The 24,027-nt window shown below is 41.1% G+C and carries 26 protein-coding genes; all 26 read left to right on the top strand.

All coding sequences use genetic code 11. The annotated features are described in order from the left end of the window. Positions 1-12: 12 nt before the first annotated feature. Positions 13-1,761, top strand: coding sequence for a flagellar hook-length control protein FliK (locus ACJAT7_RS05775; protein WP_415225852.1), 1,749 nt, complete (start codon positions 13-15; stop codon positions 1,759-1,761). A 95-nt stretch (positions 1,762-1,856) separates the two neighbouring features. After that, the gene (locus tag ACJAT7_RS05770) at positions 1,857-2,387 is read left to right on the top strand and encodes a flagellar basal body-associated FliL family protein (protein WP_415225851.1); all 531 of its coding nucleotides are present in this window, start codon (positions 1,857-1,859) and stop codon (positions 2,385-2,387) included. A 168-nt stretch (positions 2,388-2,555) separates the two neighbouring features. Next, positions 2,556-3,584, top strand: a complete 1,029-nt coding sequence (gene fliM / locus ACJAT7_RS05765; protein ID WP_415225850.1) for a flagellar motor switch protein FliM — start codon at positions 2,556-2,558, stop codon at positions 3,582-3,584. A gap of 100 nt (positions 3,585-3,684) precedes the next feature. After that, on the top strand, positions 3,685-4,083 hold the full coding sequence (fliN, locus tag ACJAT7_RS05760) for a flagellar motor switch protein FliN (protein ID WP_415225849.1): 399 nt from the start codon (positions 3,685-3,687) through the stop codon (positions 4,081-4,083). Then, on the top strand, positions 4,080-4,493 hold the full coding sequence (fliO, locus tag ACJAT7_RS05755) for a flagellar biosynthetic protein FliO (RefSeq protein WP_415225848.1): 414 nt from the start codon (positions 4,080-4,082) through the stop codon (positions 4,491-4,493). The genes fliN and fliO overlap by 4 nt, the downstream gene beginning before the upstream one ends. Beyond that, a complete protein-coding gene (gene fliP, locus ACJAT7_RS05750; RefSeq protein WP_415225847.1) occupies positions 4,486-5,229 on the top strand; it encodes a flagellar type III secretion system pore protein FliP in 744 nt (247 codons plus the stop codon). The genes fliO and fliP overlap by 8 nt, the downstream gene beginning before the upstream one ends. 8 nt (positions 5,230-5,237) lie before the next feature. After that, entirely contained in the window at positions 5,238-5,507 is a 270-nt protein-coding gene (fliQ, locus tag ACJAT7_RS05745) for a flagellar biosynthesis protein FliQ (RefSeq protein ID WP_415225846.1), read from the top strand. After that, positions 5,507-6,298 (top strand): flagellar biosynthetic protein FliR, encoded by a 792-nt coding sequence (gene fliR, locus ACJAT7_RS05740; RefSeq protein ID WP_415225845.1) that lies wholly within the window; start codon positions 5,507-5,509, stop codon positions 6,296-6,298. The genes fliQ and fliR overlap by 1 nt, the downstream gene beginning before the upstream one ends. 68 nt (positions 6,299-6,366) lie before the next feature. After that, the gene (gene flhB / locus ACJAT7_RS05735; protein WP_415225844.1) at positions 6,367-7,506 is read left to right on the top strand and encodes a flagellar biosynthesis protein FlhB; all 1,140 of its coding nucleotides are present in this window, start codon (positions 6,367-6,369) and stop codon (positions 7,504-7,506) included. A 148-nt stretch (positions 7,507-7,654) separates the two neighbouring features. Next, complete coding sequence (gene flhA, locus ACJAT7_RS05730) at positions 7,655-9,751, top strand: flagellar biosynthesis protein FlhA (protein WP_415225872.1); 2,097 nt, start codon at positions 7,655-7,657, stop codon at positions 9,749-9,751. A gap of 13 nt (positions 9,752-9,764) precedes the next feature. Next, the gene (flhF, locus tag ACJAT7_RS05725; RefSeq protein WP_415225843.1) at positions 9,765-11,228 is read left to right on the top strand and encodes a flagellar biosynthesis protein FlhF; all 1,464 of its coding nucleotides are present in this window, start codon (positions 9,765-9,767) and stop codon (positions 11,226-11,228) included. A 48-nt stretch (positions 11,229-11,276) separates the two neighbouring features. Continuing rightward, complete coding sequence (locus ACJAT7_RS05720; RefSeq protein ID WP_415225842.1) at positions 11,277-12,146, top strand: MinD/ParA family protein; 870 nt, start codon at positions 11,277-11,279, stop codon at positions 12,144-12,146. Then, on the top strand, positions 12,147-12,857 hold the full coding sequence (locus ACJAT7_RS05715; protein WP_415225841.1) for an RNA polymerase sigma factor FliA: 711 nt from the start codon (positions 12,147-12,149) through the stop codon (positions 12,855-12,857). Positions 12,858-13,023: 166 nt separating this feature from the next. Then, positions 13,024-13,407: a chemotaxis response regulator CheY gene (gene cheY, locus ACJAT7_RS05710; RefSeq protein ID WP_238740426.1), complete on the top strand. Its 384-nt coding sequence runs from the start codon at positions 13,024-13,026 to the stop codon at positions 13,405-13,407. Between the two features lie 11 nt (positions 13,408-13,418). After that, positions 13,419-14,174, top strand: coding sequence for a protein phosphatase CheZ (locus tag ACJAT7_RS05705; protein ID WP_415225840.1), 756 nt, complete (start codon positions 13,419-13,421; stop codon positions 14,172-14,174). Positions 14,175-14,185: 11 nt separating this feature from the next. Further along, positions 14,186-16,375, top strand: a complete 2,190-nt coding sequence (locus ACJAT7_RS05700) for a chemotaxis protein CheA (RefSeq protein ID WP_415225839.1) — start codon at positions 14,186-14,188, stop codon at positions 16,373-16,375. A gap of 18 nt (positions 16,376-16,393) precedes the next feature. Next, the gene (locus tag ACJAT7_RS05695) at positions 16,394-17,584 is read left to right on the top strand and encodes a protein-glutamate methylesterase/protein-glutamine glutaminase (RefSeq protein ID WP_415225838.1); all 1,191 of its coding nucleotides are present in this window, start codon (positions 16,394-16,396) and stop codon (positions 17,582-17,584) included. Beyond that, a complete protein-coding gene (locus ACJAT7_RS05690; protein ID WP_415225837.1) occupies positions 17,577-18,329 on the top strand; it encodes a flagellar motor protein in 753 nt (250 codons plus the stop codon). Before ACJAT7_RS05695 ends, ACJAT7_RS05690 begins: the two co-directional genes overlap by 8 nt. Further along, positions 18,329-19,261, top strand: coding sequence for a flagellar motor protein MotB (locus ACJAT7_RS05685; RefSeq protein ID WP_415225836.1), 933 nt, complete (start codon positions 18,329-18,331; stop codon positions 19,259-19,261). The genes ACJAT7_RS05690 and ACJAT7_RS05685 overlap by 1 nt, the downstream gene beginning before the upstream one ends. A gap of 2 nt (positions 19,262-19,263) precedes the next feature. Further along, positions 19,264-20,037 carry a ParA family protein gene (locus ACJAT7_RS05680; RefSeq protein ID WP_415225835.1) on the top strand — a complete coding sequence of 258 codons (774 nt, stop codon included), beginning with the start codon at positions 19,264-19,266 and terminating at the stop codon, positions 20,035-20,037. Continuing rightward, the gene (locus ACJAT7_RS05675; RefSeq protein ID WP_415225834.1) at positions 20,038-20,727 is read left to right on the top strand and encodes a chemotaxis protein CheW; all 690 of its coding nucleotides are present in this window, start codon (positions 20,038-20,040) and stop codon (positions 20,725-20,727) included. It begins immediately after the preceding gene. Positions 20,728-20,795: 68 nt separating this feature from the next. After that, positions 20,796-21,284 carry a chemotaxis protein CheW gene (locus ACJAT7_RS05670; RefSeq protein WP_415225833.1) on the top strand — a complete coding sequence of 163 codons (489 nt, stop codon included), beginning with the start codon at positions 20,796-20,798 and terminating at the stop codon, positions 21,282-21,284. A gap of 12 nt (positions 21,285-21,296) precedes the next feature. Beyond that, positions 21,297-21,689: a DUF2802 domain-containing protein gene (locus tag ACJAT7_RS05665; RefSeq protein ID WP_415225832.1), complete on the top strand. Its 393-nt coding sequence runs from the start codon at positions 21,297-21,299 to the stop codon at positions 21,687-21,689. A 191-nt stretch (positions 21,690-21,880) separates the two neighbouring features. Next, positions 21,881-22,516, top strand: a complete 636-nt coding sequence (gene ccmA, locus ACJAT7_RS05660; protein WP_415225871.1) for a cytochrome c biogenesis heme-transporting ATPase CcmA — start codon at positions 21,881-21,883, stop codon at positions 22,514-22,516. Beyond that, a complete protein-coding gene (gene ccmB / locus ACJAT7_RS05655) occupies positions 22,509-23,177 on the top strand; it encodes a heme exporter protein CcmB (protein ID WP_415225831.1) in 669 nt (222 codons plus the stop codon). The genes ccmA and ccmB overlap by 8 nt, the downstream gene beginning before the upstream one ends. A gap of 119 nt (positions 23,178-23,296) precedes the next feature. After that, positions 23,297-24,027: heme ABC transporter permease (locus ACJAT7_RS05650; RefSeq protein WP_415225830.1), on the top strand; the 731-nt coding region annotated here is incomplete at its 3' end.

Raw genomic sequence — 24,027 nt, 5'->3', positions numbered from 1 at the left:
GAGAGCTATTGTATGATGCAATCAATATTATTAACCAACCCGGTCAAATCACAAAATAATGAACGTTTATCTGATACTTCTAACGTTGATGGGGAGTTGACAGGTGACGGTTTGCGGGCAGAAGAAAGCGAGTTCAAGCTACGTTTCGCGGATCTGTTTGATTCTCTATTAGTAGGTAATGGAAAAGTAGCCGGTAATGGCAAAGACGTCGTAGGTAATGAAAAAGTAGACGGTAATGGCAAAGAAGTCGCAGGCAAAGGAAAAGAGGATCAGGATATTGTCGTTGAGGGAAGCGCAGAGCGCAAAGGGACAATTGATAGCTCACAACTGCTTGAGAACAGCACTGTTCAGGTTGACAGTGGCGTTGCAACTGAAAACAGTGATGCTGACTTAGCGGATCTGAAAGATAAAAATGAAGCCGAGACCTTCGGCGGTGAATTGTTATCTGCGCAGGTTAAAAATGTTGAGCCTGCAAAAAATAGAGAAGCGATAGATAATTTAGAAAATGTAAATCAGATCGAAAGGCTTGCTGATAGCGGGGATGCACAAGAGGCAGAAGGGAAAAATAAAACGGAAAATGTTGCACAATCATCAATGCTCGAACAAATAGAAACGGCAAAAAAAATCGACACACAAGTGACTGGACCGCAAAAAACGGATCAAGTGGACAATGTTATTCCCGAGTTAGCCTCTCAGGTAAAAAAAGGTCAAGAAAAACAGCACAGTAGTTACAATGAACCTGAAAGTGTTGCCATGCAACAACCTAATTGGGATCCTAGTCTGCAGGGAAATAGGACGGGTGATAAACTGGATGGACTACAGATTGAAAGATTTGATGAGAGCGTAGATGCAGAAGATGCTGTAGAGTCGGAAGGGAAAAATAAAGCGGCAACTTTTGCACAATCGCCCATGTTCGGACAAAAAGAAGCGGCAACAAAAATCGATACACAAGTGACTGAACCGCAAAAAATGGCGGAAGTGGACCGTGTCATTCCCGAATTAGCCACTCAGATAAAAAAAGGGCAAGAAAAACAGCCCATTAGTTCAAAAGAATCATCATTAGCACCTGAAAGTAAGATTTCAAAAGCAAGCGAGACTGAAACGAATCGTGTGTCTGAATCTTTAAAAACAGAAACTGGCCAAACGATGACAGATAAAATAGAACCCTTTTCATTGGCGAATAAAAGCGAAATAGAGCGAAACCCGCTAACATCTCCGATTGATGCGAGTGCGCCACGTTCAACGAATCTAGATATTTCCAATCTAAGCAAGTCAATTAATCAAAATATAGCAACTGCCCCGCAACCATCAATACTGGGTCAACCCTTAGATCTACAAGCAAAACATGCTTCAGCTTTATTAGGTGAACGCATTCTGATGATGATTGGGCAGGGCAAACAAGAGGTAAGTATTCGCCTTGATCCTGCCGAGCTCGGTTCAATGCATATTAAATTACAACTGCAACAGGATCAGGTACAGTTAACTATTCATACACAAGTGGCGCAAAGCCGAGATATTATTGAGCAGAACTTACCCAGATTACGAGAGCAGCTTGCACAACAGGGCGTTAGCTTAGGGGAAACGAGTGTTGAGCAACAGAGTCAGCAGCAAAACCAAAAAAATAATCAAGGGGAAAATGGAGTCCAAGATAGTGGCCAGATGCTCGCCGGTGATAGCTCGTTGCAAGCTACGGGTGATAAAACAGAGTGGACCACCTCTAAAATAGCACTTCCAGCTCAAGGAATTGATTATTATGCGTAAAGCTTTTTAATTGTTACTGAATTCAGAGTAAAGATGGATTAAAATCAGTGCCAATATTTTAACAATAACAATTACAATAATCAGGACGGAATAGCATGGCGGAAGAAGAACAAGAAGATCTTTCATTACAAGCAGAAGAAGTGCCACAAGGCGCCGGTAAAAAAAAGCTTATTATCATTATAATTGCCGCTGTTTTGGTGTTAGCTGCAGCGCTTACTACTTACTTTCTATTTTTTAATGGAGGTGGGGAGGTAACAACTGAGCAGACAGAGGAGCAGATGCCCGCGGAGGATACAAATGAAATTATTGCCAGCACCTATGTGGCCATGCCGCGGCCTTTTGTTTTTAATGTGCAGGATGGGAAGCGTGATCGTTTAGTGCAAATTAAAGTGCAACTTATGGTGCACGGCAGTGGTAATGCAGATCTGGCTAAAAAACATATTCCTTTATTAGAGGGGACATTAGTTCGCGTATTTGGCGCAGCGACAATTGATCAATTGCGTAGTCCTGCTGGTAAAACTCAGCTCAGAGTGGCTTCATTAGAGGCATTAAATGCAGCCACCTCTCAGGTTGAGCAGAAAGCACTAATTGATGCCGTATTATTTACCGGCTTTGTTTTACAGTAGTTTTTTTTATAATAAGGGAAGGATTTTTTATTACAGATCTATTATCCGAAAATGAATTAGCAAGGTTTAATAAAGTAACCGTAAAATTAGAAAACAAAGCATTAATTTATATCACATTATGTGCGGTCTTTTTTTTACAGCCGTTTTTTTACAATAGCAGGGTTTTTCATGGCAGATCTATTATCCCAAGACGAAATTGATGCACTTTTACATGGTGTCGATGATGTTGAAGATGATCTTGTTGAAACTGATGAGGAGGGGGATGATGCCCTTGTCCATTTCGATTTTTCATCGCAAGATCGTATCGTACGTGGTCGAATGCCGACGCTGGAGTTGGTTAATGAGCGTTTTGCCCGTCATTTAAGAATTAGTTTATTTAATATGTTACGCCATACAGCAGAGGTCTCCATTAATGGGGTACAAATGCTTAAATTTGGTGAATATTTGCACACGCTGTTTGTCCCTACGAGTTTAAATATGGTACGTTTCCGGCCATTAAAAGGTACTGCGCTGGTTACTATGGAAGCGCGTTTAGTTTTTATTTTAGTGGAAAATTTTTTTGGCGGTGATGGTCGCTATCATGCAAAAATAGAGGGCCGTGAGTTTACGCCTACAGAGCGTCGAATAATCCAAATGCTGCTAAAAATAATTTTCGAAGACTATCACGATGCGTGGGCACCCGTAATGGATGCTGATTTTGAATATCTCGATTCTGAAGTAAATCCGGCGATGGCAAATATTGTCAGCCCAACCGAAGTGATTGTTGTCAATTCCTTTCATGTAGAGCTTGATGGTGGTGGCGGAGATTTCCACATAGCGATGCCTTACGCAATGTTAGAGCCCATTCGAGAATTACTTGATGCAGGTGTGCAAAGTGATAAGGAAGATACTGATCAACGTTGGTGTCAGGCGCTAGAAGATGAAATTATGGATGTGTCGGTTGATTTCACGGCGAAAATATTGGAAAAAGAGCTGTCGTTACGTGATCTGATGGGGCTAAAGGCGGGAGATGTTATCCCTGTTGATATGCCTGAAGCAATATTGGTGTCTGTTGAAGGTTTACCTACGTTTAGAGCTCACTTAGGCCAAGCAAATGATAATTTGGCATTAAAAATAACTGAACGGATCAGTCGACCCGAGATACAAAATAGCAAGCTGCAACTCGATAAACTAAAAAAGAAACAAGATAGTATATAAAGGTGTATGCCTAAGCTAGCTGAAAATACAGATTTCTGCATCTTCAGGTAGCTTGGATATAGATTAAAAGAATTGCAAAATTTATAAACAGGAAAAAAATATGAGTAATGAACAAGATATGGCTGATGAGTGGGCTGCTGCGCTTGAAGAATCTGGTGATGAGGGAACATCTGATGATATCAATAATGTTGAACTTGATGAGCTTACGGATACATCAGCTCCAATTAGCAAAGAAGAGCATGACAGGTTAGGTAGTATTCTCGATATCCCTGTGACTATTTCAATGGAAGTGGGTCGCAGCAAAATTAACATTCGTAATTTACTGCAATTAAATCAAGGCTCGGTTGTTGAGCTTGAACGTGTGGCTGGTGAACCGTTAGATGTGCTCGTTAATGGCACCTTAATCGCGCATGGTGAAGTGGTGGTGGTCAATGATAAGTTTGGTATTCGTTTAACAGATGTTATTAGCCAAACAGAACGGATTAAAAAGCTCAAATGAAGGTTTTTTTTATTGCTCTCGCTGCTTTCTTTCCTATCCGTGCGTTAGCGTTGGAAGAAAGTACCAGTCGCCCCGATTTAGCAATAGGTAGTATGCTTGGCTCTTTGCTGTTGGTGATTGCCTGCATTTTTGTTTTTGCTTATTTAATGAAAAAAACTAATTTATTAAAAAATGGCAAAGGACGAACGCTGATTAAAATTGTTGCAACACAACCCTTAACCAATAAGGGGCGAGTGCAAATGATTGAAATTAATGGCCAGCAATATTTGTTAGGGGTTACTGAGCAAAATATTACGCTGCTTGATAAATTAGATAAACCTTTGCTGGTAGAAAAAACGCCCCAGAGTGAAAAGACAGCAACGCCTTTTTCAATGTTATTATCTAAAATAAGCAATAAAACCAATGAATAAAATATTACCCATAGTTGCCCTAATATTACTCTTTGTGTCACCGCATCTGTTTGCACAATCGGGGGCGTTATCCGCGGTTACTGTGACGACCAATGCAAGCGGTGAGCAGGAATATAGCGTAACGTTACAAGTCTTAGCCTTTATGACGGCGCTAAGTTTTTTACCTGCGATGCTGATCTTAATGACCTCTTTTACGCGCATTGTCGTGGTTATGTCGATTTTGCGGCAAGCGATGGGATTGCAGCAGACGCCTTCTAACCAAGTCGTTAACGGCATTGCCCTCTTTTTAACTTTTTTTATTATGGCCCCCGTATTTGATCGCATTAACGAAAGCGCGCTGCAGCCCTACCTCAAAGAAGAGATGACCATTACCCAGGCACTTGAAAAAGGTAAAAAGCCGTTGATGGAATTTATGCTTGCACAAACGCGTCTTAAAGATTTAGAAACATTTCTGGAAATAGCGGATATACAAGTAAATACACCCGAAGAGGTGCCGATTACGGTACTTATCCCTGCATTTGTGACCAGTGAATTGAAGACTGCTTTCCAGATTGGTTTTATGATATTTATCCCTTTCTTAATTATCGATTTAGTGGTTGCGAGTATTTTGATGGCGATGGGGATGATGATGTTATCCCCTATGATTGTCTCTTTGCCCTTTAAGTTGATGTTGTTTGTGTTGGTTGATGGTTGGAATTTGATAATGGGCAGTTTGGCCAATAGCTTTGGCCTCTAGGATAGCTGATGGAACCCGAAGTATTTGTAAATATTTTCCAGCAAGCTCTGTGGCTTGTACTGCAATTAGTTTCTGCTGTTATAGTGCCAAGTTTACTGATTGGTTTGGTTGTGGCTATTTTTCAGGCGGCCACCTCGATTAATGAGCAAACGCTAAGCTTTTTACCCCGTTTAATTATGACCCTTACCTCATTAGCATTCGGCGCGCACTGGGGATTTGGCAAGTTGATGGAATTTTTTATCGCCATGATTAACCAGATCCCCCAAGTGGTTGGTTGATGACTTTCTCTGCAGAATTTTTACTCGATTGGTTAGCGACCTATTTATGGGCTTTCTGCCGTATTGCCGCGATGTTAATGGTGATGGTTGCAATCGGATCGAGGACTACACCGACACGCATTCGCCTTTTCTATGCCCTTACTATCACGCTTGCTGTCTTACCCGTTCTTCCGCCTGGCCCCGCTGGTATTGAACTGTTCTCACTTGCCAGTGCTTTAGTGATTTTGCAGCAAATTTTAATCGGTATTGCTATTGGTACTATCTCTGTTTTTGTGGTGCAAACCTTTGTTGTTGCCGGGCAAGTTATTGCGATGCAAACCAGTTTAGGCTTTGCATCAATGGCAGATCCTATGAATGGTCAATCATCTCCTGTTGTTGGTCAGTTTTATGTGCTCTTAGTAACCCTGCTCTTTTTAAACCTTGATGGGCATCTGTTAATGATTGAGATGATTGTTAGAAGCTTTGATACCTTACCTGTTTCAATGGAGGGGTTGTTAGCCACTGATTATGAAAAAATCGCAGCTTGGTTTTCTTTAATGTTTAGCGCGGCGCTGGCATTTTCCATTGCCTCAATGGTGGCGATGTTATTGGTGAATTTATCCTTTGGTATTATGACCAAAGCCGCGCCGCAATTGAATATATTCAGTATGGGCTTTTCAGTCAGTATGGTCTTTGGCTTGTTTGTCTTATGGGTAACTCTGGTCAATGTGCCTATCCACTTTGAAAACCAGTGGTTACGTGGTATTAATTTGATGTGTGAATTGCTCAATAATGTGTGTGAAAAACCGTGATGAACAAGTTGTTAACTCAATACTTAACTGACGACTTAACTCATGACTTAACAATAGGAGCGTAATGCATGGCTGAAAATGAAAACGGCACAGACCGCTCCGAAGACGCCACCCCGGAACGGATCAGAAAATCCAAGGAAAAAGGTCAAGTTGCGCGTTCTAAAGAGTTAGCAACCGCTTCTGTACTGATCTCTGCTGCGTTTGCATTTATTGTTTTTGGTGATCGTTTGGCTTATGAATTATCTGTGATGATGAAAAATGCCTTTACGTTTGAACGCGCCGCACTTTTTGATCCTGAGCAGATGTGGTTACACCTTGCTGGCAGTTTTTCTGGTCTTGCAGTGCCAATGTTTACTATTTTATTTATGCTTTTTGTGGTCTCAATATTAGGCAGTGCCTTATTAGGAGGCATCTTATTTAGCACAAAAGCGATGATGCCGAAATGGAGCCGTATGAGTCCTGCCGCCGGATTAAAGCGGATGCTCGGGATGCAGGCATGGGTGGAATTATTAAAATCTATATTAAAAGTAGCAGTTGTTGTGGGCATGGCGTGGTGGATATTGGGTGTCACCTTTGATCATATTTTACAGCTTTCAGTTACCCCATTACCGGGAAGTGTTTTTGAAGCGTTAGATATGATCTCTTGGATGTTTACAGCTTTATGTTGTTCACTGTTAGTGATTGTTGCGGTTGATGTACCGTATCAAATTTATAAACATAGCGAAGAGCTAAAAATGACCAAGCAGGAGGTCAAAGATGAATATAGAAACTCCGAGGGTAAACCGGAAGTAAAACAAAGAATTAGACAGCTTCAGTATGAAGCATCACAGCGTCAGATGATGGGCGATGTGCCAGATGCCGATGTTATTGTTACCAATCCAACACATTATTCTGTCGCGCTAAAATATGACCAAGATGGTGAACGCGCACCTTATGTCGTTGCGAAGGGGGTTGATTTTATGGCGCTTAAAATTAGAGAGGTTGCCCGTGAAAATGAAGTCCCTATTATGCAGTCACCGCCATTATGTCGTGCTATTTACCATACCACGGAAATTAATGGTGAAGTGCCTGATGAATTGTTTGTTGCGGTCGCACAGATCCTGGCATACATTTATCAACTCGATCAGTTCCGTAAAGGACGTTCTGGACGGCCGAAATCACTGCCGGATCAGTTGCCAATTCCAGAAGAGTTTCAATATAAAGATTGATTTATGATCTCAGGCGGTTATTTAATTAGAAGTTGTTCAAGTTATTGTAAATATTTCACACTCCAACCCTTATGATTGCGGCATGATTTTACTATTTGTGGCATTATCCCCCTTCAGACAAATCATTTAATAATTGTAGGTTACTAACATTAAGACTGTATTCATCTCTTTATGGGCAAATAAATTAAAGATACTGGGAGGCCTTGGCACTCCTATTCTGGTTTTAGCGGCGTTGGGTATGGTGATTTTGCCTATGCCAACCCTGTTATTAGACATATTATTTACCTTTAACATTGCGCTTGCGTTGGTTGTTTTACTGGTCAGTGTTTATACTCGCCGGCCATTGGATTTTGCTGCTTTTCCTACCGTTTTATTAATTGCAACCCTGTTACGTCTTGCACTAAATGTTGCTTCTACACGAATTGTTTTATTAGAAGGCCATCAAGGTGGGGCTGCTGCCGGACGTGTTATCGAAGCGTTTGGTTCGGTCGTTATCGGCGGCAACTTGGCAGTGGGATTAATTGTTTTCCTTATTTTAATGATCATTAACTTTGTCGTTGTTACCAAAGGTGCGGGTCGTATTTCAGAAGTAAGTGCCCGTTTTACCCTAGATGCTATGCCCGGTAAACAGATGGCGATTGATGCCGACCTGAATGCGGGGCTTATCGATCAAGATCAAGCTCGAACACGGCGCGAAGACGTTACCATGGAAGCCGATTTTTATGGCTCTATGGATGGTGCGAGCAAATTTGTAAAAGGTGATGCGATTGCCGGGATCATGATTTTATTTATCAATATTATCGGTGGGTTTGTGATCGGTATGGTCCAGTATGATTTACCTTTTGCGCAAGCTGCTGAAATTTACACTATTTTGACTATTGGTGATGGACTGGTTGCACAAATCCCATCCTTGCTGCTGTCAATTGCCGCTGCCATTACGGTTACGCGTGAAAATACCGATGCTGATATGGGCGGGCGCATGCTTGGTCAAATGTTTGACGATCCGAAAGCATTAATGATCACAGCGGCTCTTTTATTGATAATGGGTATTGTCCCTGGCATGCCTCATCTGGCTTTTTTGACGCTTGGCGGTATTTCTGCTGGCGGTGCTTATTGGCAGTTTAATCGCGTTAAACAAAAAGCCTCAACAGAGATGCAAGCCCAAGAAGGTGATGCTAGCGGCACAGCTGGGCCGACAGAAGCTAAAGAGCTTGGTTGGGATGATGTGCGCAGTGTTGATACGATAGGACTGGAAGTGGGCTACCGCTTAATTCCATTGGTTGATAAAAGCCAAGGTGGTCAGCTCCTAGATCGTATTAAAGGCGTGCGTAAAAAACTATCGCAGGAGATGGGTTTTTTGATTCCCCCGGTGCACATTCGCGACAACTTAGATTTATCGCCAAATAATTATAATATTTCATTAATGGGCGTAAGTTGTGGATTTGCTGATATTTACCATGATAAAGAGATGGCTATCAATCCTGGACAAGTATTTGGTCCGATCGATGGCGTGACGGGTATTGATCCGGCTTTTGGCCTAGAGGCTGTCTGGATCGATGAGGCGCAGCGCGAACAGGCACAAGCTCTGGGGTATACTGTTGTTGATACGGCTACCGTTGTCGCAACTCATTTAAGTCAGATTTTAAGTAATAATGCGGCGCAGCTATTGGGCCATGAAGAAGCGCAAAGTTTATTGGATTTACTCGCTAAAAAGCACCCTAAACTGGTTGAAGGTTTGGTGCCCGAAATATTGTCATTGAGCACTATTGTTAAAGTATTACAAAGTTTATTGAATGAAAATGTCGCCGTCAGAGATATTCGCACCATTGTGCAAACATTGGTCGATTATGGGCCGCGCACCCAAGACGCCGAGGTGTTAACCGCAGCGTGTCGAATCTCATTAAAACGTATGATAGTGCAAGAGATCATAGGTAATGAACCTGAGTTACCTGTTATTACTTTGTCAACCGAGTTGGAGCAAATATTGCATAAGTCTATGCAGGCGGGGGGGAATGAAGGTGCTGGTATTGAACCCGGGCTTGCAGAAAGAATTCAAAACTCATTAGTGGAGGCATCACAGCAGCAAGAGTTGCTTGGTCAGGCCTCCGTATTATTAACGTCAGGTGTATTACGTAGTACATTAGCCAAGTTCGTAAAACATACAATTCCGAGTTTGCATGTACTTTCCTATCAGGAAATACCTGACGATAAACAGATAAAAATAATCAGCTCAATAGGGCAGTAATTGGTCGTAATAAATGAAAATTAAACGTTTTTTTGCAAAAGATATGCGCACCGCCATGACCGAAGTAAAAGAGGTACTCGGACCTGATGCGGTTATTATGTCTAATAAAAAAGTGGTCGGTGGAATTGAAATTGTCGCTGCGGTTGATTATCAGGCAGAGCAAGCAGAGCAACAAAAAAACAAAGGGAAAGACGATCCGTTTGCATCAATGCTCGATGATAATGTGCAACTTTCTTCGCAAGCCAGTAAAGCACAAAAAGCACCATTAAAGCTGCAAAAAAGCACAAGCAATGGTGTGAAAGAGAGTGGTGAAGACTTTGCTAAATCACTGCACTCATTTTTTGGCAAGGTGAATGCGCAGCAAGCAAAGAATAATGGCCAGAAAAATCCGCAAATCAGAAATGATTCAGCCGATTTTTCACTGCCAACGGGTCAACCCGACAGAGTGCCAAATCAGCCTAAAACACTTGCAGAGCAGCAGCATTGGCAACAAAAAAAAGAACGGGCACAAAGCAGTGCTGCGCCACGCAGAAGTGCACCTGCTAGCCGTAATAATGATAACGAGATTGCTAAAATAGGCGCAGAGGTCGCCTCTTTGCGCAAATTGCTGGAGCATCAAGTCTCAGGGCTGATGTGGCAAGAGATGGAACGTAAAGAGCCTATTCGAGCGATGGTTATCAAATGGTTACGTACAGCTGGTTTTTCAGACGATATAGCAGACCAACTTGCGAGTTATATCCCAGAAGATGCCTCTGCCACTGAAGTTCAGGATTATATTCAAGCATTATTGCAAGATAAGATTTATATTGGCAAAAATGAAATTTTAGCACAGGGCGGGGCTATTGCTCTATTAGGCCCTACTGGTGTGGGTAAAACAACAACGATTGCAAAACTTGCAGCACAATTCGGTATAAAATACGGTGCTGATCAAGTGGCACTTATTACCACAGATACTTACCGTATTGGCGCACATGAGCAGTTGGCGACCTATGGTAAAATTATGGGCTGTGCGGTACGTGTAGCTAAAGATGCAGATGAACTTTCTGATATTTTATACCAGTTTAGAGAAAAACGGTTAGTATTGATAGATACAGCCGGTATGGGGCAGCGCGATGTCCGGCTCTCAGAACAATTAGATACGCTGATGCGTAATAGTCGAGTTAATATTCACAGTTATTTGGTTATCTCTGCCACATCACAACGCAGAGTTATTGAAGAAGCATTCGAACACTTTAAACGAATAACACTTTATGGCTGTATATTAACCAAAATAGATGAAAGTGTTGGTTTAGGGGAAGTGCTGAGCGTTACTATGCAGCATGCATTGCCAATTACCTATGTAACAACTGGGCAGAGAGTGCCCGAAGATATTGAAATAGCGAAAACTGATACGTTAATTAGTGGCACTTTGGATATGATGAATAAGATATTTGAACATCAGCAGCACGATTGGCATAGCGGCTTTGATAACGAATAAGCCTTATTGGGTATATTGAATTAACAATTTTAGATAATGAGTAAAATAATGATTTCAGATCAAGCAAGCGGCTTAAGAAGAATGAAAAATAACCAGGTGAAAGTCATTGCTGTCACTGGTGGTAAAGGTGGCGTTGGTAAAACAAATGTTACTTTGAATATGGCGGTTTCGCTTGCACAGCGCGGTAAGCGCGTGTTGGTACTTGATGCCGATTTGGGGCTCGCCAATGTGGATGTTTTATTAGGCATCCGTGTGACCAAAAATCTTTCGCATGTATTGTCTGGTGAATGCACGTTAGATGAAGTCATTGTGACGGGGCCTGATGGCATAATGATTGTGCCTGCAACGTCCGGTACCCAGTCTATGGTTGAGTTAACCGATATTGAACATGCTGGCTTGATTCAAGCATTTAGCTCTCTGCAAACACCTATTGATATGTTATTAATTGATACCGCTGCTGGTATTTCCAATATGGTTGTGAGTTTTGCTCAAGCGGCACAAGATGTGGTGATGGTCGTTTGTGATGAGCCTACATCAATCACGGATGCGTATGCGTTAATTAAAATATTAAGCAAACAAAACGGCGTTTACCGCTTTAAAATTGTTGCCAATATGGTACGTAGTTTACGTGAAGGACAAGAACTTTTCACCAAACTAACACGTGTAACAGACCGTTTTTTAGATGCTTCTTTAGAGTTAGTTGCATGCATCCCATTTGACAACAATGTTCGCCAAGCAGTAAGAAAACAAAAGGTTGTTGTGCAGGCATTTCCGAAAACACCCGCTTCCTTGGCATTTAAGGCGTTGGCTAATCGTGCTTGTGATTGGCCTATTCCACATCAACCTGGAGGACACCTTGAATTCTTTATTGAAAAATTACTGCTTAATGACGTTGAGCAACTAAGAGAGTCGCTATAAGTGATAAAAACGCATGGCTATTACAGTAATACATCTGATTTAATTGAGCGTCATTCTGAATTAGTTAAAAAAATAGCTTATCATCTACTGGCTCGATTGCCTGCTAGTGTACTAGTTGATGATTTAGTACAATCGGGGATGATTGGTTTACTGGAAGCGGCAAGAAACTTTGATGGTAATAAAGGCGCTAGTTTTGAAACATTTGCGGGGATCCGTATCCGTGGCGCCATGTTAGATGAGATGCGCAGAGGGGACTGGGTTCCTCGCTCAGTGCATAAAAATAGTCGCACTATTGCCAGTGCTATTGCTGATGTGGAAAAACGTACGGGACGCAATGCTAAAGAAGCAGAAGTTGCAGAGCAGCTCTGCGTTACATTAGCTGAATACCAACAGATGTTACATGATGTGAATTGTGCAAAGCTGGTTGCATATGAGGATATACCCGGTGCAGAAGATCTTTTCGGTACAGGCTCAGTCAATCATGATGCCACTTTTAACGAAGTGAGTGAAAATCAGTTTTCAAATAAACTGGTTGCTATGATTAAACAGTTGCCTGAGCGTGAAGCATTGGTACTGTCTTTATATTATGATGAAGAATTAAATTTAAAAGAGATTGGTTTGGTGCTTGATGTCAGTGAGTCTAGAGTTAGTCAAATTCATAGCCAGGCGCTACATCGTTTAAAGGCGAAGGCGAAGGCACAAGCCGCTTAGATTCTAAGCGATATGGGTAGTTTGATAAGAGATGAGTCACAGATGCTCCAAGAAGCCTAGAAATCTAAGGTTATTATGGTGTAATTTTTTTTATATTTACTTATATTTACTTAAAGTTATTTTAAGTAAATTAATTGCGAGATAAGTTTTTACTTAGGGGTATGTTTTGAACAGAAATATGAAAGTACTGATTGTTGATGATTTCTCAACAATGAGAAGAATAATCAAGAACTTATTACGCGATCTTGGTTTTACAAATACATTTGAAGCTGATGATGGCAATACAGCTTTACCCATGCTCAAAGAGGGGGATTTTGAGTTTGTTGTAACAGACTGGAATATGCCCATTATGCAGGGGATAGATCTTTTAAAAGAGATCCGCAAAGATCCGAAATTAAAGAATCTACCTGTGTTGATGGTAACCGCCGAAGCGAAACGTGAGCAGATTATTGAAGCGGCTCAGGCAGGAGTAAATGGTTATATCGTTAAACCTTTTACCGCTGGCACACTAAAAGAAAAGTTAGATAAAGTTTTTGAGCGATTAGGTTAAAGGAGATGGAGATGGCAAATGAATTAATGCCACTGCTATCACTTTCACAAGCAAAAGCACTCGTTGCTCATTTGGAAGCGCAAGAGATAAGTGCCGCAAATGAAATTGTAGAAGGCGCAAGCACACCCACAGCAAATGAAGATGGCGTGTTTGATAAAGTTGGTGAGTTAACGCGTGAGTTACACGATGCATTACGAAGTTTTCAAAATGATACTCGGTTGATTGATATGGCGGGGAACGATATTCCTGACGCTAAAGACCGTTTGAATTATGTTATTGAAATGACCGATAGTGCGGCCAATAAAACAATGGATGCGGTTGACACTTGCTTACCCATTGCAGATAAACTTATCGAGGATATCGAGGCGGTTACGCCGAATTGGCAAGGGCTAATGAGAAGAGAGCTCGCCCTTGGTGAATTTAAAATTCTCTGTCACCAGATTGATTCTATTATTACAGAATCGAAAAGCAGTGCATTAACGTTAAGAACTTCCCTTACAGATATTTTAATGGCTCAAGATTTTCAAGATTTAACAGGGCAAATGATTCGACGTGTTATTGCATTAGTGCAGGAGATTGAATCTAAACTTGTTGGTATTTTGACTGTATGCCACACAGATAGTGCCGTGTTTAAATCTGATAGGAACGTAAACAATACAAAGAAAGATATTGAAGCTGAAGGTCCCATTCTGAACGCAGATGAGCGTGATGATGTTGTAAATGGACAGGATGATGTTGATGATTTGCTTTCTAGTTTAGGATTTTAAGGAAACGGGAAATGACATTTGAAGTAGATGAAGAGATCCTGCAAGACTTTTTGGTCGAAGCGGGTGAGATTTTAGAATTATTATCAGAACAACTGATTGAATTGGAAAATAATCCAAACGACACAGAATTACTCAATGCCATTTTCCGTGGTTTCCACACTGTAAAAGGTGGGGCTGGTTTTTTATCCTTAACCGAATTGGTGCAAACTTGTCATGGCGCTGAAAATGTATTTGATTGTTTGCGTCAACATAATCGCAGCCTTAACGCAGCACTTATGGATACTATTTTAGCCGCGCTAGATGTTATTAATGAGCAGTTTGATGCCGTAAAATCGGGCGATACTGTTACCGCTGCTCCTGCTGATATTCTCGAACAATTACATAAATTAAGTCGGCCTGAATCGGAAGATAAAGTGACTGCTCCGACTGCTCCGCCTGTCGATGCAGTCAAAAAACCTTCTGCTCAAGCGGCAACGGTAGACTTGAATGATGAGTCTAACAGTAGCATTGATGAGATCAGTGAATCTGAATTTGATGCATTATTAGATGAATTGCATGGCAAATCGGGCTCAACCGTCACCGCTCCCGCCGCGGCACCTGAAAGTGGTGACATCAGTGACGATGAATTTGAATCCTTACTGGATGAACTGCATGGTGTGGGCAAACACTCAATGGCAGCTACTGCTGAAGTGGAAACTTCTACGGCCAGCGTAAGTGATGATATTGATGACGATGAGTTTGAATCATTACTTGATGAACTTCACGGAAAAGGGGTACATGGCGCTATTTCAACGCAAGCGCCTGCAGCTGATAATAATAGCTCTGCTGATGAGATAACAGATGATGAATTTGAATCATTACTTGATGAATTGCATGGCGCGGGTAAAAGTGTCCAGACTAGTGCAGAAATTAAGCCACCAGCAGTGAAAACGCCACCACCAGAGGCGCAACCAAAACCACAGCCAGAAGCTGTAACAGAGAAAGTTGTTAAACCGGCTCCAACAGCAGCAGTTGCTAAAAAAACGGCCGTAGCTAAAGCTGAGCCAACGGTACGCGTTAATACCGCCACGCTTGATGAAATAATGAATATGGTTGGCGAATTAGTATTAGTACGCAATCGTTTGGTAAGCCTTGAATCAACCTCTGAAGATGAAGAAATTTCACGTGCAGTTGCTAATCTTGATATTGTAACTGGGGATTTGCAGGGCTCGGTAATGAAAACGCGGATGCAGCCAATTAAAAAAGTATTTGGTAAATTCCCGCGTGTTGTACGTGATATGGCACGCACATTAGGTAAAGATATTCGCCTTGAGTTGGTCGGCGAAGAAACTGATTTAGATAAAAACTTGGTAGAGGCACTTGCCGATCCTCTGGTGCATTTAGTGCGGAATTCAGTTGACCATGGCATCGAAATGCCAATTGTTCGTATGCAATCAGGAAAAGAGAAAGAAGGGCGTATTTTACTGTCGGCATCACAGGAAGGTGATCATATTCTTCTGGTCATCGAAGATGACGGCGCGGGTATGGATCCCAATAAGCTAAAACAGATTGCGATGGATAAAGGTATCTTAGATCAAGATGGTGCTGATCGCATGTCAGACACAGAAGCGTTCTCACTTATTTTTGCACCTGGCTTTTCTACTAAAGTTGAAATTTCTGATATTTCTGGTCGCGGTGTAGGAATGGACGTGGTTAAGACCGGGATCACCAAATTAAATGGCACGATCGCGATTGATTCTGCAATGGGTAAAGGAACGCGATTAGAGATTAAAGTGCCTCTAACACTTGCGATCCTTCCAACGTTAATGATAGTGGTGGCAAAGCAAACCTTTGCATTACCGCTGACCAATATCAATGAAATTTTCCATTTAGATCTAGGTAAAACAAATATTGTTAACGGTCAAATAATGGTAGTGATACGTGGCCGTGCAATTCCTCTGTTTTATCTGCGCGACTGGTTAGCACCCAATGCAGAGCCGATTGAAAAAAGTAAAGGCTTAGGACTCGTTGTGATAGTACAGTTAGGCATTCAGCAGGTAGCCTTTGTTGTTGATGCACTACTTGGTCAAGAAGAAGTGGTTATCAAAGCGTTAGATAAACTGTTATCTGGTACACCAGGAATGGCAGGCGCGACTATTACCAGTGATGGTGGTATTGCTCTGATCCTTGATTTGCCAAGTTTGTTAAAACATTACGCATAATAAAAAATAGGATTTTGCATGGTGGTAAAAGTATTAGTTGTTGATGATTCAAGTTTTTTTCGCCGTCGAGTAAGTGAAATCATTAACAAGTCACCTGATTTAGAAGTGATTGGGACCGCAAATAATGGTTTAGAAGCGGTAGAGATGGTTGCTAAATTGAAACCTGATGTCGTCACTATGGATATTGAAATGCCTGTTATGGACGGCATTACTGCGGTGAAAAAAATAATGGCAAGCAATCCATTGCCTATTCTGATGTTTTCTTCTTTAACGCATGATGGCGCAACGGCTACATTAGATGCATTAGAGGCGGGCGCTGCGGATTTTTTACCGAAAAAATTTGAAGATATTGCGCGTAATAAAGATGAGGCAATACTGTTATTGCAGCAGCGCATTAAAGCGATAGGACACCGACGGGCCTATCGCCCCATAACAAGACCGGCAGCGCCAGAAAAATCTGCCATGGCACCAACAAGAGTGCAAACCAGTCCGGCATTGTCCGCATTACAAAAATTAAAAAAAAGCACTGATGCGAGAAGCAGCGGGGCGTTAAGCAAACCCGTTACAAGTAAAGGGAGCGCCAGTAGCGCGCCACTATTAGCAACGAACAAACATTTCAAAGCCTCCGGTAAGTCATATGATATTTTAGCTATCGGTACTTCAACGGGCGGTCCAGTTGCATTGCAGACTATTTTGTCAGATTTACCCGCTAATTTTAAATTACCAATAGTGCTGATTCAGCATATGCCAGGTACATTTACTAAAGCATTTGCTGAACGTTTAAACGGTATTTGTAAAATTAAAGTAAAAGAAGCAAGCGATGGAGATGTGTTGCAAGCCGGCTGTGCATACCTGGCACCTGGTGGCAAACAGATGTTGATAGATGGTAGAACCGGGCATGGTAGAATTCGCATTCATGAAGGAAGTGAAAAACTTAATTACAAACCCAGTGTTGATATCACCTTTGCATCACTATCAAAATTTTATGGTAATAAAGTACTTGCTGTCGTTTTGACCGGAATGGGCGCAGATGGTCGAGATGGTGCGCGCATGTTAAAAGATAAAGGCTCAGTTATATGGGCGCAGGATGAGGAAAGCTGTGTTGTTTACGGAATGCCACAAGCCGTTGTTAAAGCCGGTATTGCGACAGAATCTCTGGCAATCGATCAAGTGGCTAAACGTATCAAAGTAGAACTTAAACATGAATAAGCTGGGTTTTTTCGGCTTTTTTATTATTATAGCGAGCTTGCTATTTGCACAAATTTATCATGGTTCATCAATAAAGGGCCTGTTTGATTTACCTGCTTTCCTGATCGTCTTCGGCGGGACTTTGGGCGCTGTTTTGGTGCAAACATCGAGTAAACAGTTCCTGCATGCATTAAACCTTCTGCCGCAAATATTTGTTACACCGTCCCTTTCACTTATTGAACAGTCTAGGCGAATTCAAGATTGGTCCTATCAATCACGACAACATGGTTTATTAAGCTTAGAGAAAGAAAATGATGAAAATATTGATCCATTTACCCAAAAAGGGTTGGCAATGTTGGTTGATGGTTGTGATCAATTGGCTTTGCAGGATATCCTACAGCAAGATATAGAGCTTGATAGCGAACATCATGAACGTAGCGCCCAGATTTTTGAATCAATGGGTGGGTACAGCCCAACGATTGGTATTATTGGTGCTGTTTTGGGATTAATCCAAGCTATGGGGTATTTAGATCAACCTGATAAATTAGGTGAGGGTATTGCTGTTGCATTTATTGCTACTATTTATGGTGTTGGCTTTGCCAATTTTATTTATTTGCCTATTGCGAATAAAATCCGATTGTATTATCAATATGTGGCTTTGTATAAAGAGATGACGTTAATTGGACTGATTGCCATTGTTCATGGCGATAATAGTTTGCTCCTCGATCGCCGTTTAAGCAGTTATATTGATAGAGCATCTTATTAATGCGCGTTAGGCCGCGCTCCCGTTTACAAATGCATTCTGGCAATGATCTAAATCGTTGGACTGTTTCCTTCGCTGATTTTATGACCTTAATGTTCGCTGTGTTTGTTGTTCTATATGCCGTGTCATCCAGTAAAGAAGAAAAATATAAAGATGTCATAATAGGTATTCAAAATGCCAGTAAACTGCTTAATCAATCTGTTTTTAGCTCTTATCAAGAAGGTATCTTAACTAAAGATAGTAACAGTATTATTGAAGATGCGGGACCTGCAATACTTTCTGATGGAGTGGTTAATCAGGCAAACAATGAGCTTTCCAATGTTGATACATTAAAGACAGGTTGGGAGCTTAGTCAATTAAAATTAGAATTAGAAACGTTATTCTTATCCGAGCTAGAGAGTGAATTGGTCAAATTAGATCTTGATGGTGACTGGCTAACGATTGAACTGGGCGGGCAGTTACTGTTTTCAGGTGGAAGTCATACGCTGTTAGACTCTGCTTCCGATCAAATCGACAAATTAGCCGGTGTATTAAAACCGATAAATAATATGCTAAGAATACGGGGATATACAGATCAAGAGGCAATTTCCAATGAAATTTACCCATCTAATTGGGAACTTTCGGGTGCCAGGGCATTCAGTGTGCTACATAGATTAAATAAGCTTGGTATTGCGGGGCAAAGAATGGTGGTGGAAGCCTATGGTGAATATTACCCTGTAACCCAGAAAAATGGTGATATTGATGCAATAAAGAGCAGACGAGTGGTTATTGCTATATCTAAGTACGCTTTGCTGGATAGCGCCTCACAAAACGCTTTGCCGGAGGATGGGAAAAACAGATCTCAACCAGCAGCTTTAGCAAAGCCAGATAGTAAAGAGATGCATGAACTGCATTTACCGAATAACCGATTAATTATCACAACAAGGCAGGAATAAAGTTGTTAGTTTGGACAGTGGCAAATCAAAAAGGTGGTGTAGGTAAAACAACAACAGTTATCTCCTTGGCGGGTCTACTTGCTGAGCGTGGTTTTCGAGTTTTACTTGTTGATACCGATCCACAGTCATCTTTAACCAGTTATATGCAGTATGATTCCGATGAGCTTCCTGTCAGTTTGTATGATCTATTTGTGGAGCCTGCGCAGACCAAAGCGGATCTGCAGCAAGTTATTTTACCCACTGAAATTACCAATATTTCATTGATCCCAGCTTCGATGGCACTGGCAACGTTAGACCGTTTGCTAGGTGACAAAGAAGGAATGGGGCTTTTTATGAAAAAACAGTTATCATTGGTGGAAGATGACTATGACTTCGTTTTAATTGATTGCCCGCCAGTATTAGGGGTGATGATGGTAAATGCTTTAGCCGCTTGCGAAAGAATATTGGTACCGGTACAAACAGAATTTTTGGCCTATAAAGGGCTAGAGCGGATGATAAAAACGCTTAAAATCATGCAAAAACCGGGAGTTGGGGATTTTGATTATTGTATTATTCCAACTATGTATGATAAACGAACTCGTGCGTCCTTTAATACGCTTGAAGTATTAAAAAAGAGCTATGCAGATAAAGTTTGGAATGGTGTAATTCCAGTTGATACAAAGTTTAGGGACGCAAGTTTAGATCATTTACCTGTTTCTATGTATTCACAACATTGCCGAGGTGCATTTGCTTATGAAACATTACTTAATTACTTGTTACAAATAGAGCAGTACTAAATGAAAAATCATAATGATAAAGCAATGGAAAGTTATTTTACCTCCATGCTACGTGAAGAATCAGATCAAGGTAGTGAAACACTCGTCAATGATGTCCAAGAGCAATTAGAAAGTCTACAACCTGTGCATACTGTTTTGCCGCAAACGCTGGTTTTTTCTGAGCAAGAGGAGATGATCGCGGCTGATGCAAAAGAGCAATTGCCTGAACCGGTTGCACCGTTGAAACAACAGGAAGAGTGGAAAAACTTAGACGTTGAGAATGAATTTCAAGTACTGTTTTTTGAGTTGGCAGGGTTAACCTTTGCGGTGCCATTAACCGATTTAGGTGGTATCCATCATTTAGACAAATCGCTTAATTTTCTACTTGGTAAGCCTGATTGGTTTTCCGGTGTGATGACGCACGGTGAATCACTGTACAATATTGTTGATACGGCTAAATGGATAAATATAGAGGGTTCTAAAGCACAAAATTATACCCATTATATCTTACTCGGTTCAACAGAATGGGGGCTCTCTTGTGAAAAACTATTGGGCACCGAAACATTAACGAGTTCACAGATAAAATGGCGGAAAGTGCAAGGTAAAAGACCCTGGCTGGCGGGCATGGTTAAAGAAAAAATGTGCGCTTTGATCCATGCTGAAGAATTAGTTAAGCTATTGAATAGCGGAATGAATATTCACGGTCATTAAGTGCTGGATAAATTAAAATTAAAAGCTAAGATAAACTCATTAACTCACCAAATTGAACAGAGAATATTATGAATAGAGATGGCAAAGCATCAAAGAACGCTTCAGATGATGAAGTATTCCAACGGGTTACTTTTCAGTTAGAAAATGAAACGTACGGTATTAATGTAATGCAGGTCCAAGAGATCCTGCGCTACACTGATATTGCCGCTGTACCTGGCGCACCTGATTACGTGTTAGGAATTATTAATTTACGTGGTAATGTCGTAACCGTTATTGATACTCGCTCTCGATTTGGTTTAATGCCTGCAGATGTTACTGATAATAGCCGCATTGTGATTATTGAAGCTGAAAAGCAGGTTATTGGGATTTTAGTTGACAGTGTTGCTGAAGTTGTTTACCTGAAAAAATCAGAAATAGAAGCCGCGCCGCATGTTGGCACCGAGGAAAGCTCGCAGTTTATTCAAGGTGTTACCAATCGTGATGGTGGTCTGCTTATTTTGGTTGACTTAAATAAGCTACTCAGTGATGACGAGTGGGACGAGTTAAGTCTTTTATAAATTGAGTCATAAATGTATTTACAATATATCCCTTGGCTAGCCTTAGCGTTAGCCATTGTTTTTTTTATTATCAGTTACATTTTAATAAAAAAACAAATGAAGAAAACGGATGCGCTACAACTGCTTGTGAAATCGCTGCTTGCGAGTAATGAATCATTTAAAAGACAATTTACTGAAATTCACTCTGGCACAGTGGGGCTGGGTAAAAAAATTCAGCAATTAGACTCGATGGTAAAACAGACACAGGAAAATCAGTTAAATCTTGTGGCCCAAGCTCCTGAAAATAGACCCTATACTCGTGCTGCTAAAATGGTTGAATTAGGTGCGTCAATTGAAGAGTTAATGAATGAATGTGAGTTACCAAGAGCAGAGGCTGAATTGCTGCTCAATTTACATAAAAAGTAACTTATCCCGCGCTCAATTCCCTAGTAAATGTAAGTGTAATCGTTTGTTTTATCGACTGTTTTTGTAGAATAAACGCTTGCTCATATTAACGCTTTATCTTTATTACTTAGCATTATTATCTGTGCTAGGATCTGAACTACACTCATTTTAGGTCCGGGCGATTGCTCTATTTTATTAGTTAGGTTGTAATGATGCTCCACTGCAAAAAACTAACTTGCGTCCATGAGGACAGAATCTTATTTAAAGATCTGAGTTTTACCGCTAATCCGGGCATGATAGTACAAGTTGAAGGGCTTAATGGCGTGGGGAAAACATCCCTTTTTCGTGTGATTATTGGTTTGTCGACACCCTATGCAGGCGATATTTTTTGGCATGGGAAATCTATATCCACTGTGCGTGACTCATTTCATCAGCAACTTTTATATATAGGTCATAAAACAGGTATCAAACCGGAGTTAACTGCATTAGAAAATCTACAGTTTTTTCAAGCGATGCATGCAAGCCATTTGCACCTTAATTTATGGGATATTTTAGAAAATGTCGGATTAGCAGGTTATGAGGATATTACAACCTCTCAACTTTCAGCGGGGCAACAACGCCGGGTTGCGCTGGCTCGATTATGGCTCAGTGACTGCCCATTATGGGTGCTTGATGAACCATTTAGTGCAATTGATAAGTCAGGTATTGCCGTTTTAGAAGCGCTTTTTATTAAACATGCCCAAAATGGCGGAATAGTTTTACTGACCACGCATCAAGACTTGACTATCGACGATAGCTTGCTCTCAAAAATAATACTGACGAAAACAATCGGTAACGCCTATGTTTAATGCTTTTTTGCAGGTTGTCAGTAAAGAATTAAAAGGCGCTTTTCGTCGCCAGAGTGATATTTTAAATCCAATCTGGTTTTTTGTTATCGTTGTTACTCTTTTCCCTCTTGCTATTGGAACCGACCCTGTATTGTTAAAACGGATTGCCCCCGGTATTATTTGGGTTGCAGCATTACTGGCTGCTCTTTTATCTTTTGAACGATTATTTAAAGATGATTTTATTGATGGCACGCTTGAGCAGTTAATGATCACGCCATTCCCGCTCGCCTGGCTGGTGTGCGCCAAAGTATTTGCGCATTGGTTACTGACGGGGTTACCTATATTGTTAGTATCGCCACTGTTAGCGCTGTTTTTATCGCTTGATATGGGGACTTATATTGCGTTATTTTTAACCTTGTTAATTGGTACGCCGATTTTGAGTTTATTAGGTGCAATTGGTGTCGCGTTGACTGTGGGTTTACGTAAAGGCGGGATCTTATTAAGTTTAATCATGTTACCTTTAAGTATTCCTATTTTGATCTTTTCAACGATGGCCATTGATGCTGCCGCATACGGGCAATCATATTCAGGGTTATTAGCACTATTAGGTGCAATGTTAGTGGCTGCAATCACCTTGGCGCCTTTTGCTATTGCCGCTTCACTGCGTGTCAGTGTAAGTTAAAGTTTATGTAATTATTCAGATAGTCACCCTGAGTATTTACAATCTTATATTTATAATAAAACAGCTCAATTTTTTGGGCTAAATAGTTACAAATTTATTAAAGTAGACAGAGAACAATTATGTGGAAATGGTTACATCCTTACGCAAAGCCTGAAAAAAGTTACCAATTAGCGGGCAGATTATTACCTTGGTTTGTGGCAGCTACCGCGCTCGCTTTCGCAGTGGGGACGGTGTGGGGGCTATTATTCGCCCCTGCTGATTACCAACAAGGGGATAGTTTCCGAATTATTTATATTCATGTCCCGGCTGCAATGATGGCAATGGGGGCCTATTCAACGATGGCTATCGCCGCTTTTATTGCACTAGTTTGGCAAATTAGATTGGCAGAGATGAGCGTTGCCGCAACGGCACCCGTTGGCGCTGTTTTTACTTTTATCGCTTTAGTGACTGGCGCTGCATGGGGTAAACCTATGTGGGGAGCATGGTGGGTTTGGGATGCGCGTTTAACCTCTGAGTTGATTCTCTTATTTGTTTATTTGGGCATTATCGCTTTATATAACGCTTTTTCAGATAAGGTCTTAGCAGGACGAGCCGCTTCGATCCTTACAGTAGTCGGGGTGGTTAATTTACCCATAATTCATTATTCTGTTGTCTGGTGGAATACCTTACATCAGGGCGCGACTATCAGTAAATTTGAAAAACCGTCAATGGCAGCAGAGATGCTTTGGCCACTTATTATTATGATAATCGCTTTTGCTGCATTTTTAGGGACACTTACTTTGATGCGTTTTAGAAATGAAATTTTAGCTAGAGAGAGTCACCGGCCGTGGGTGCTTTTGTTAATAGAAAA

It is taken from the genome of Psychromonas sp., assembly GCF_047632995.1.
In the GTDB taxonomy this organism is placed as follows: Bacteria; Pseudomonadota; Gammaproteobacteria; order Enterobacterales; family Psychromonadaceae; genus Psychromonas.
This window is presented reverse-complemented; position numbering and strand designations above follow the sequence as displayed.

Coding starts and splice junctions, on each gene's coding strand:
- ACJAT7_RS05775 (WP_415225852.1), top strand. CDS start 13: ATGATGCAATCAATATTATTAACCAACCCGGTCAAATCACAAAATAAT.
- ACJAT7_RS05770 (WP_415225851.1), top strand. CDS start 1,857: ATGGCGGAAGAAGAACAAGAAGATCTTTCATTACAAGCAGAAGAAGTG.
- fliM (WP_415225850.1), top strand. CDS start 2,556: ATGGCAGATCTATTATCCCAAGACGAAATTGATGCACTTTTACATGGT.
- fliN (WP_415225849.1), top strand. CDS start 3,685: ATGAGTAATGAACAAGATATGGCTGATGAGTGGGCTGCTGCGCTTGAA.
- fliO (WP_415225848.1), top strand. CDS start 4,080: ATGAAGGTTTTTTTTATTGCTCTCGCTGCTTTCTTTCCTATCCGTGCG.
- fliP (WP_415225847.1), top strand. CDS start 4,486: ATGAATAAAATATTACCCATAGTTGCCCTAATATTACTCTTTGTGTCA.
- fliQ (WP_415225846.1), top strand. CDS start 5,238: ATGGAACCCGAAGTATTTGTAAATATTTTCCAGCAAGCTCTGTGGCTT.
- fliR (WP_415225845.1), top strand. CDS start 5,507: ATGACTTTCTCTGCAGAATTTTTACTCGATTGGTTAGCGACCTATTTA.
- flhB (WP_415225844.1), top strand. CDS start 6,367: ATGGCTGAAAATGAAAACGGCACAGACCGCTCCGAAGACGCCACCCCG.
- flhF (WP_415225843.1), top strand. CDS start 9,765: ATGAAAATTAAACGTTTTTTTGCAAAAGATATGCGCACCGCCATGACC.
- ACJAT7_RS05720 (WP_415225842.1), top strand. CDS start 11,277: ATGATTTCAGATCAAGCAAGCGGCTTAAGAAGAATGAAAAATAACCAG.
- ACJAT7_RS05705 (WP_415225840.1), top strand. CDS start 13,419: ATGGCAAATGAATTAATGCCACTGCTATCACTTTCACAAGCAAAAGCA.
- ACJAT7_RS05700 (WP_415225839.1), top strand. CDS start 14,186: ATGACATTTGAAGTAGATGAAGAGATCCTGCAAGACTTTTTGGTCGAA.
- ACJAT7_RS05695 (WP_415225838.1), top strand. CDS start 16,394: ATGGTGGTAAAAGTATTAGTTGTTGATGATTCAAGTTTTTTTCGCCGT.
- ACJAT7_RS05690 (WP_415225837.1), top strand. CDS start 17,577: ATGAATAAGCTGGGTTTTTTCGGCTTTTTTATTATTATAGCGAGCTTG.
- ACJAT7_RS05685 (WP_415225836.1), top strand. CDS start 18,329: ATGCGCGTTAGGCCGCGCTCCCGTTTACAAATGCATTCTGGCAATGAT.
- ACJAT7_RS05675 (WP_415225834.1), top strand. CDS start 20,038: ATGAAAAATCATAATGATAAAGCAATGGAAAGTTATTTTACCTCCATG.
- ACJAT7_RS05670 (WP_415225833.1), top strand. CDS start 20,796: ATGAATAGAGATGGCAAAGCATCAAAGAACGCTTCAGATGATGAAGTA.
- ACJAT7_RS05665 (WP_415225832.1), top strand. CDS start 21,297: ATGTATTTACAATATATCCCTTGGCTAGCCTTAGCGTTAGCCATTGTT.
- ccmA (WP_415225871.1), top strand. CDS start 21,881: ATGCTCCACTGCAAAAAACTAACTTGCGTCCATGAGGACAGAATCTTA.
- ccmB (WP_415225831.1), top strand. CDS start 22,509: ATGTTTAATGCTTTTTTGCAGGTTGTCAGTAAAGAATTAAAAGGCGCT.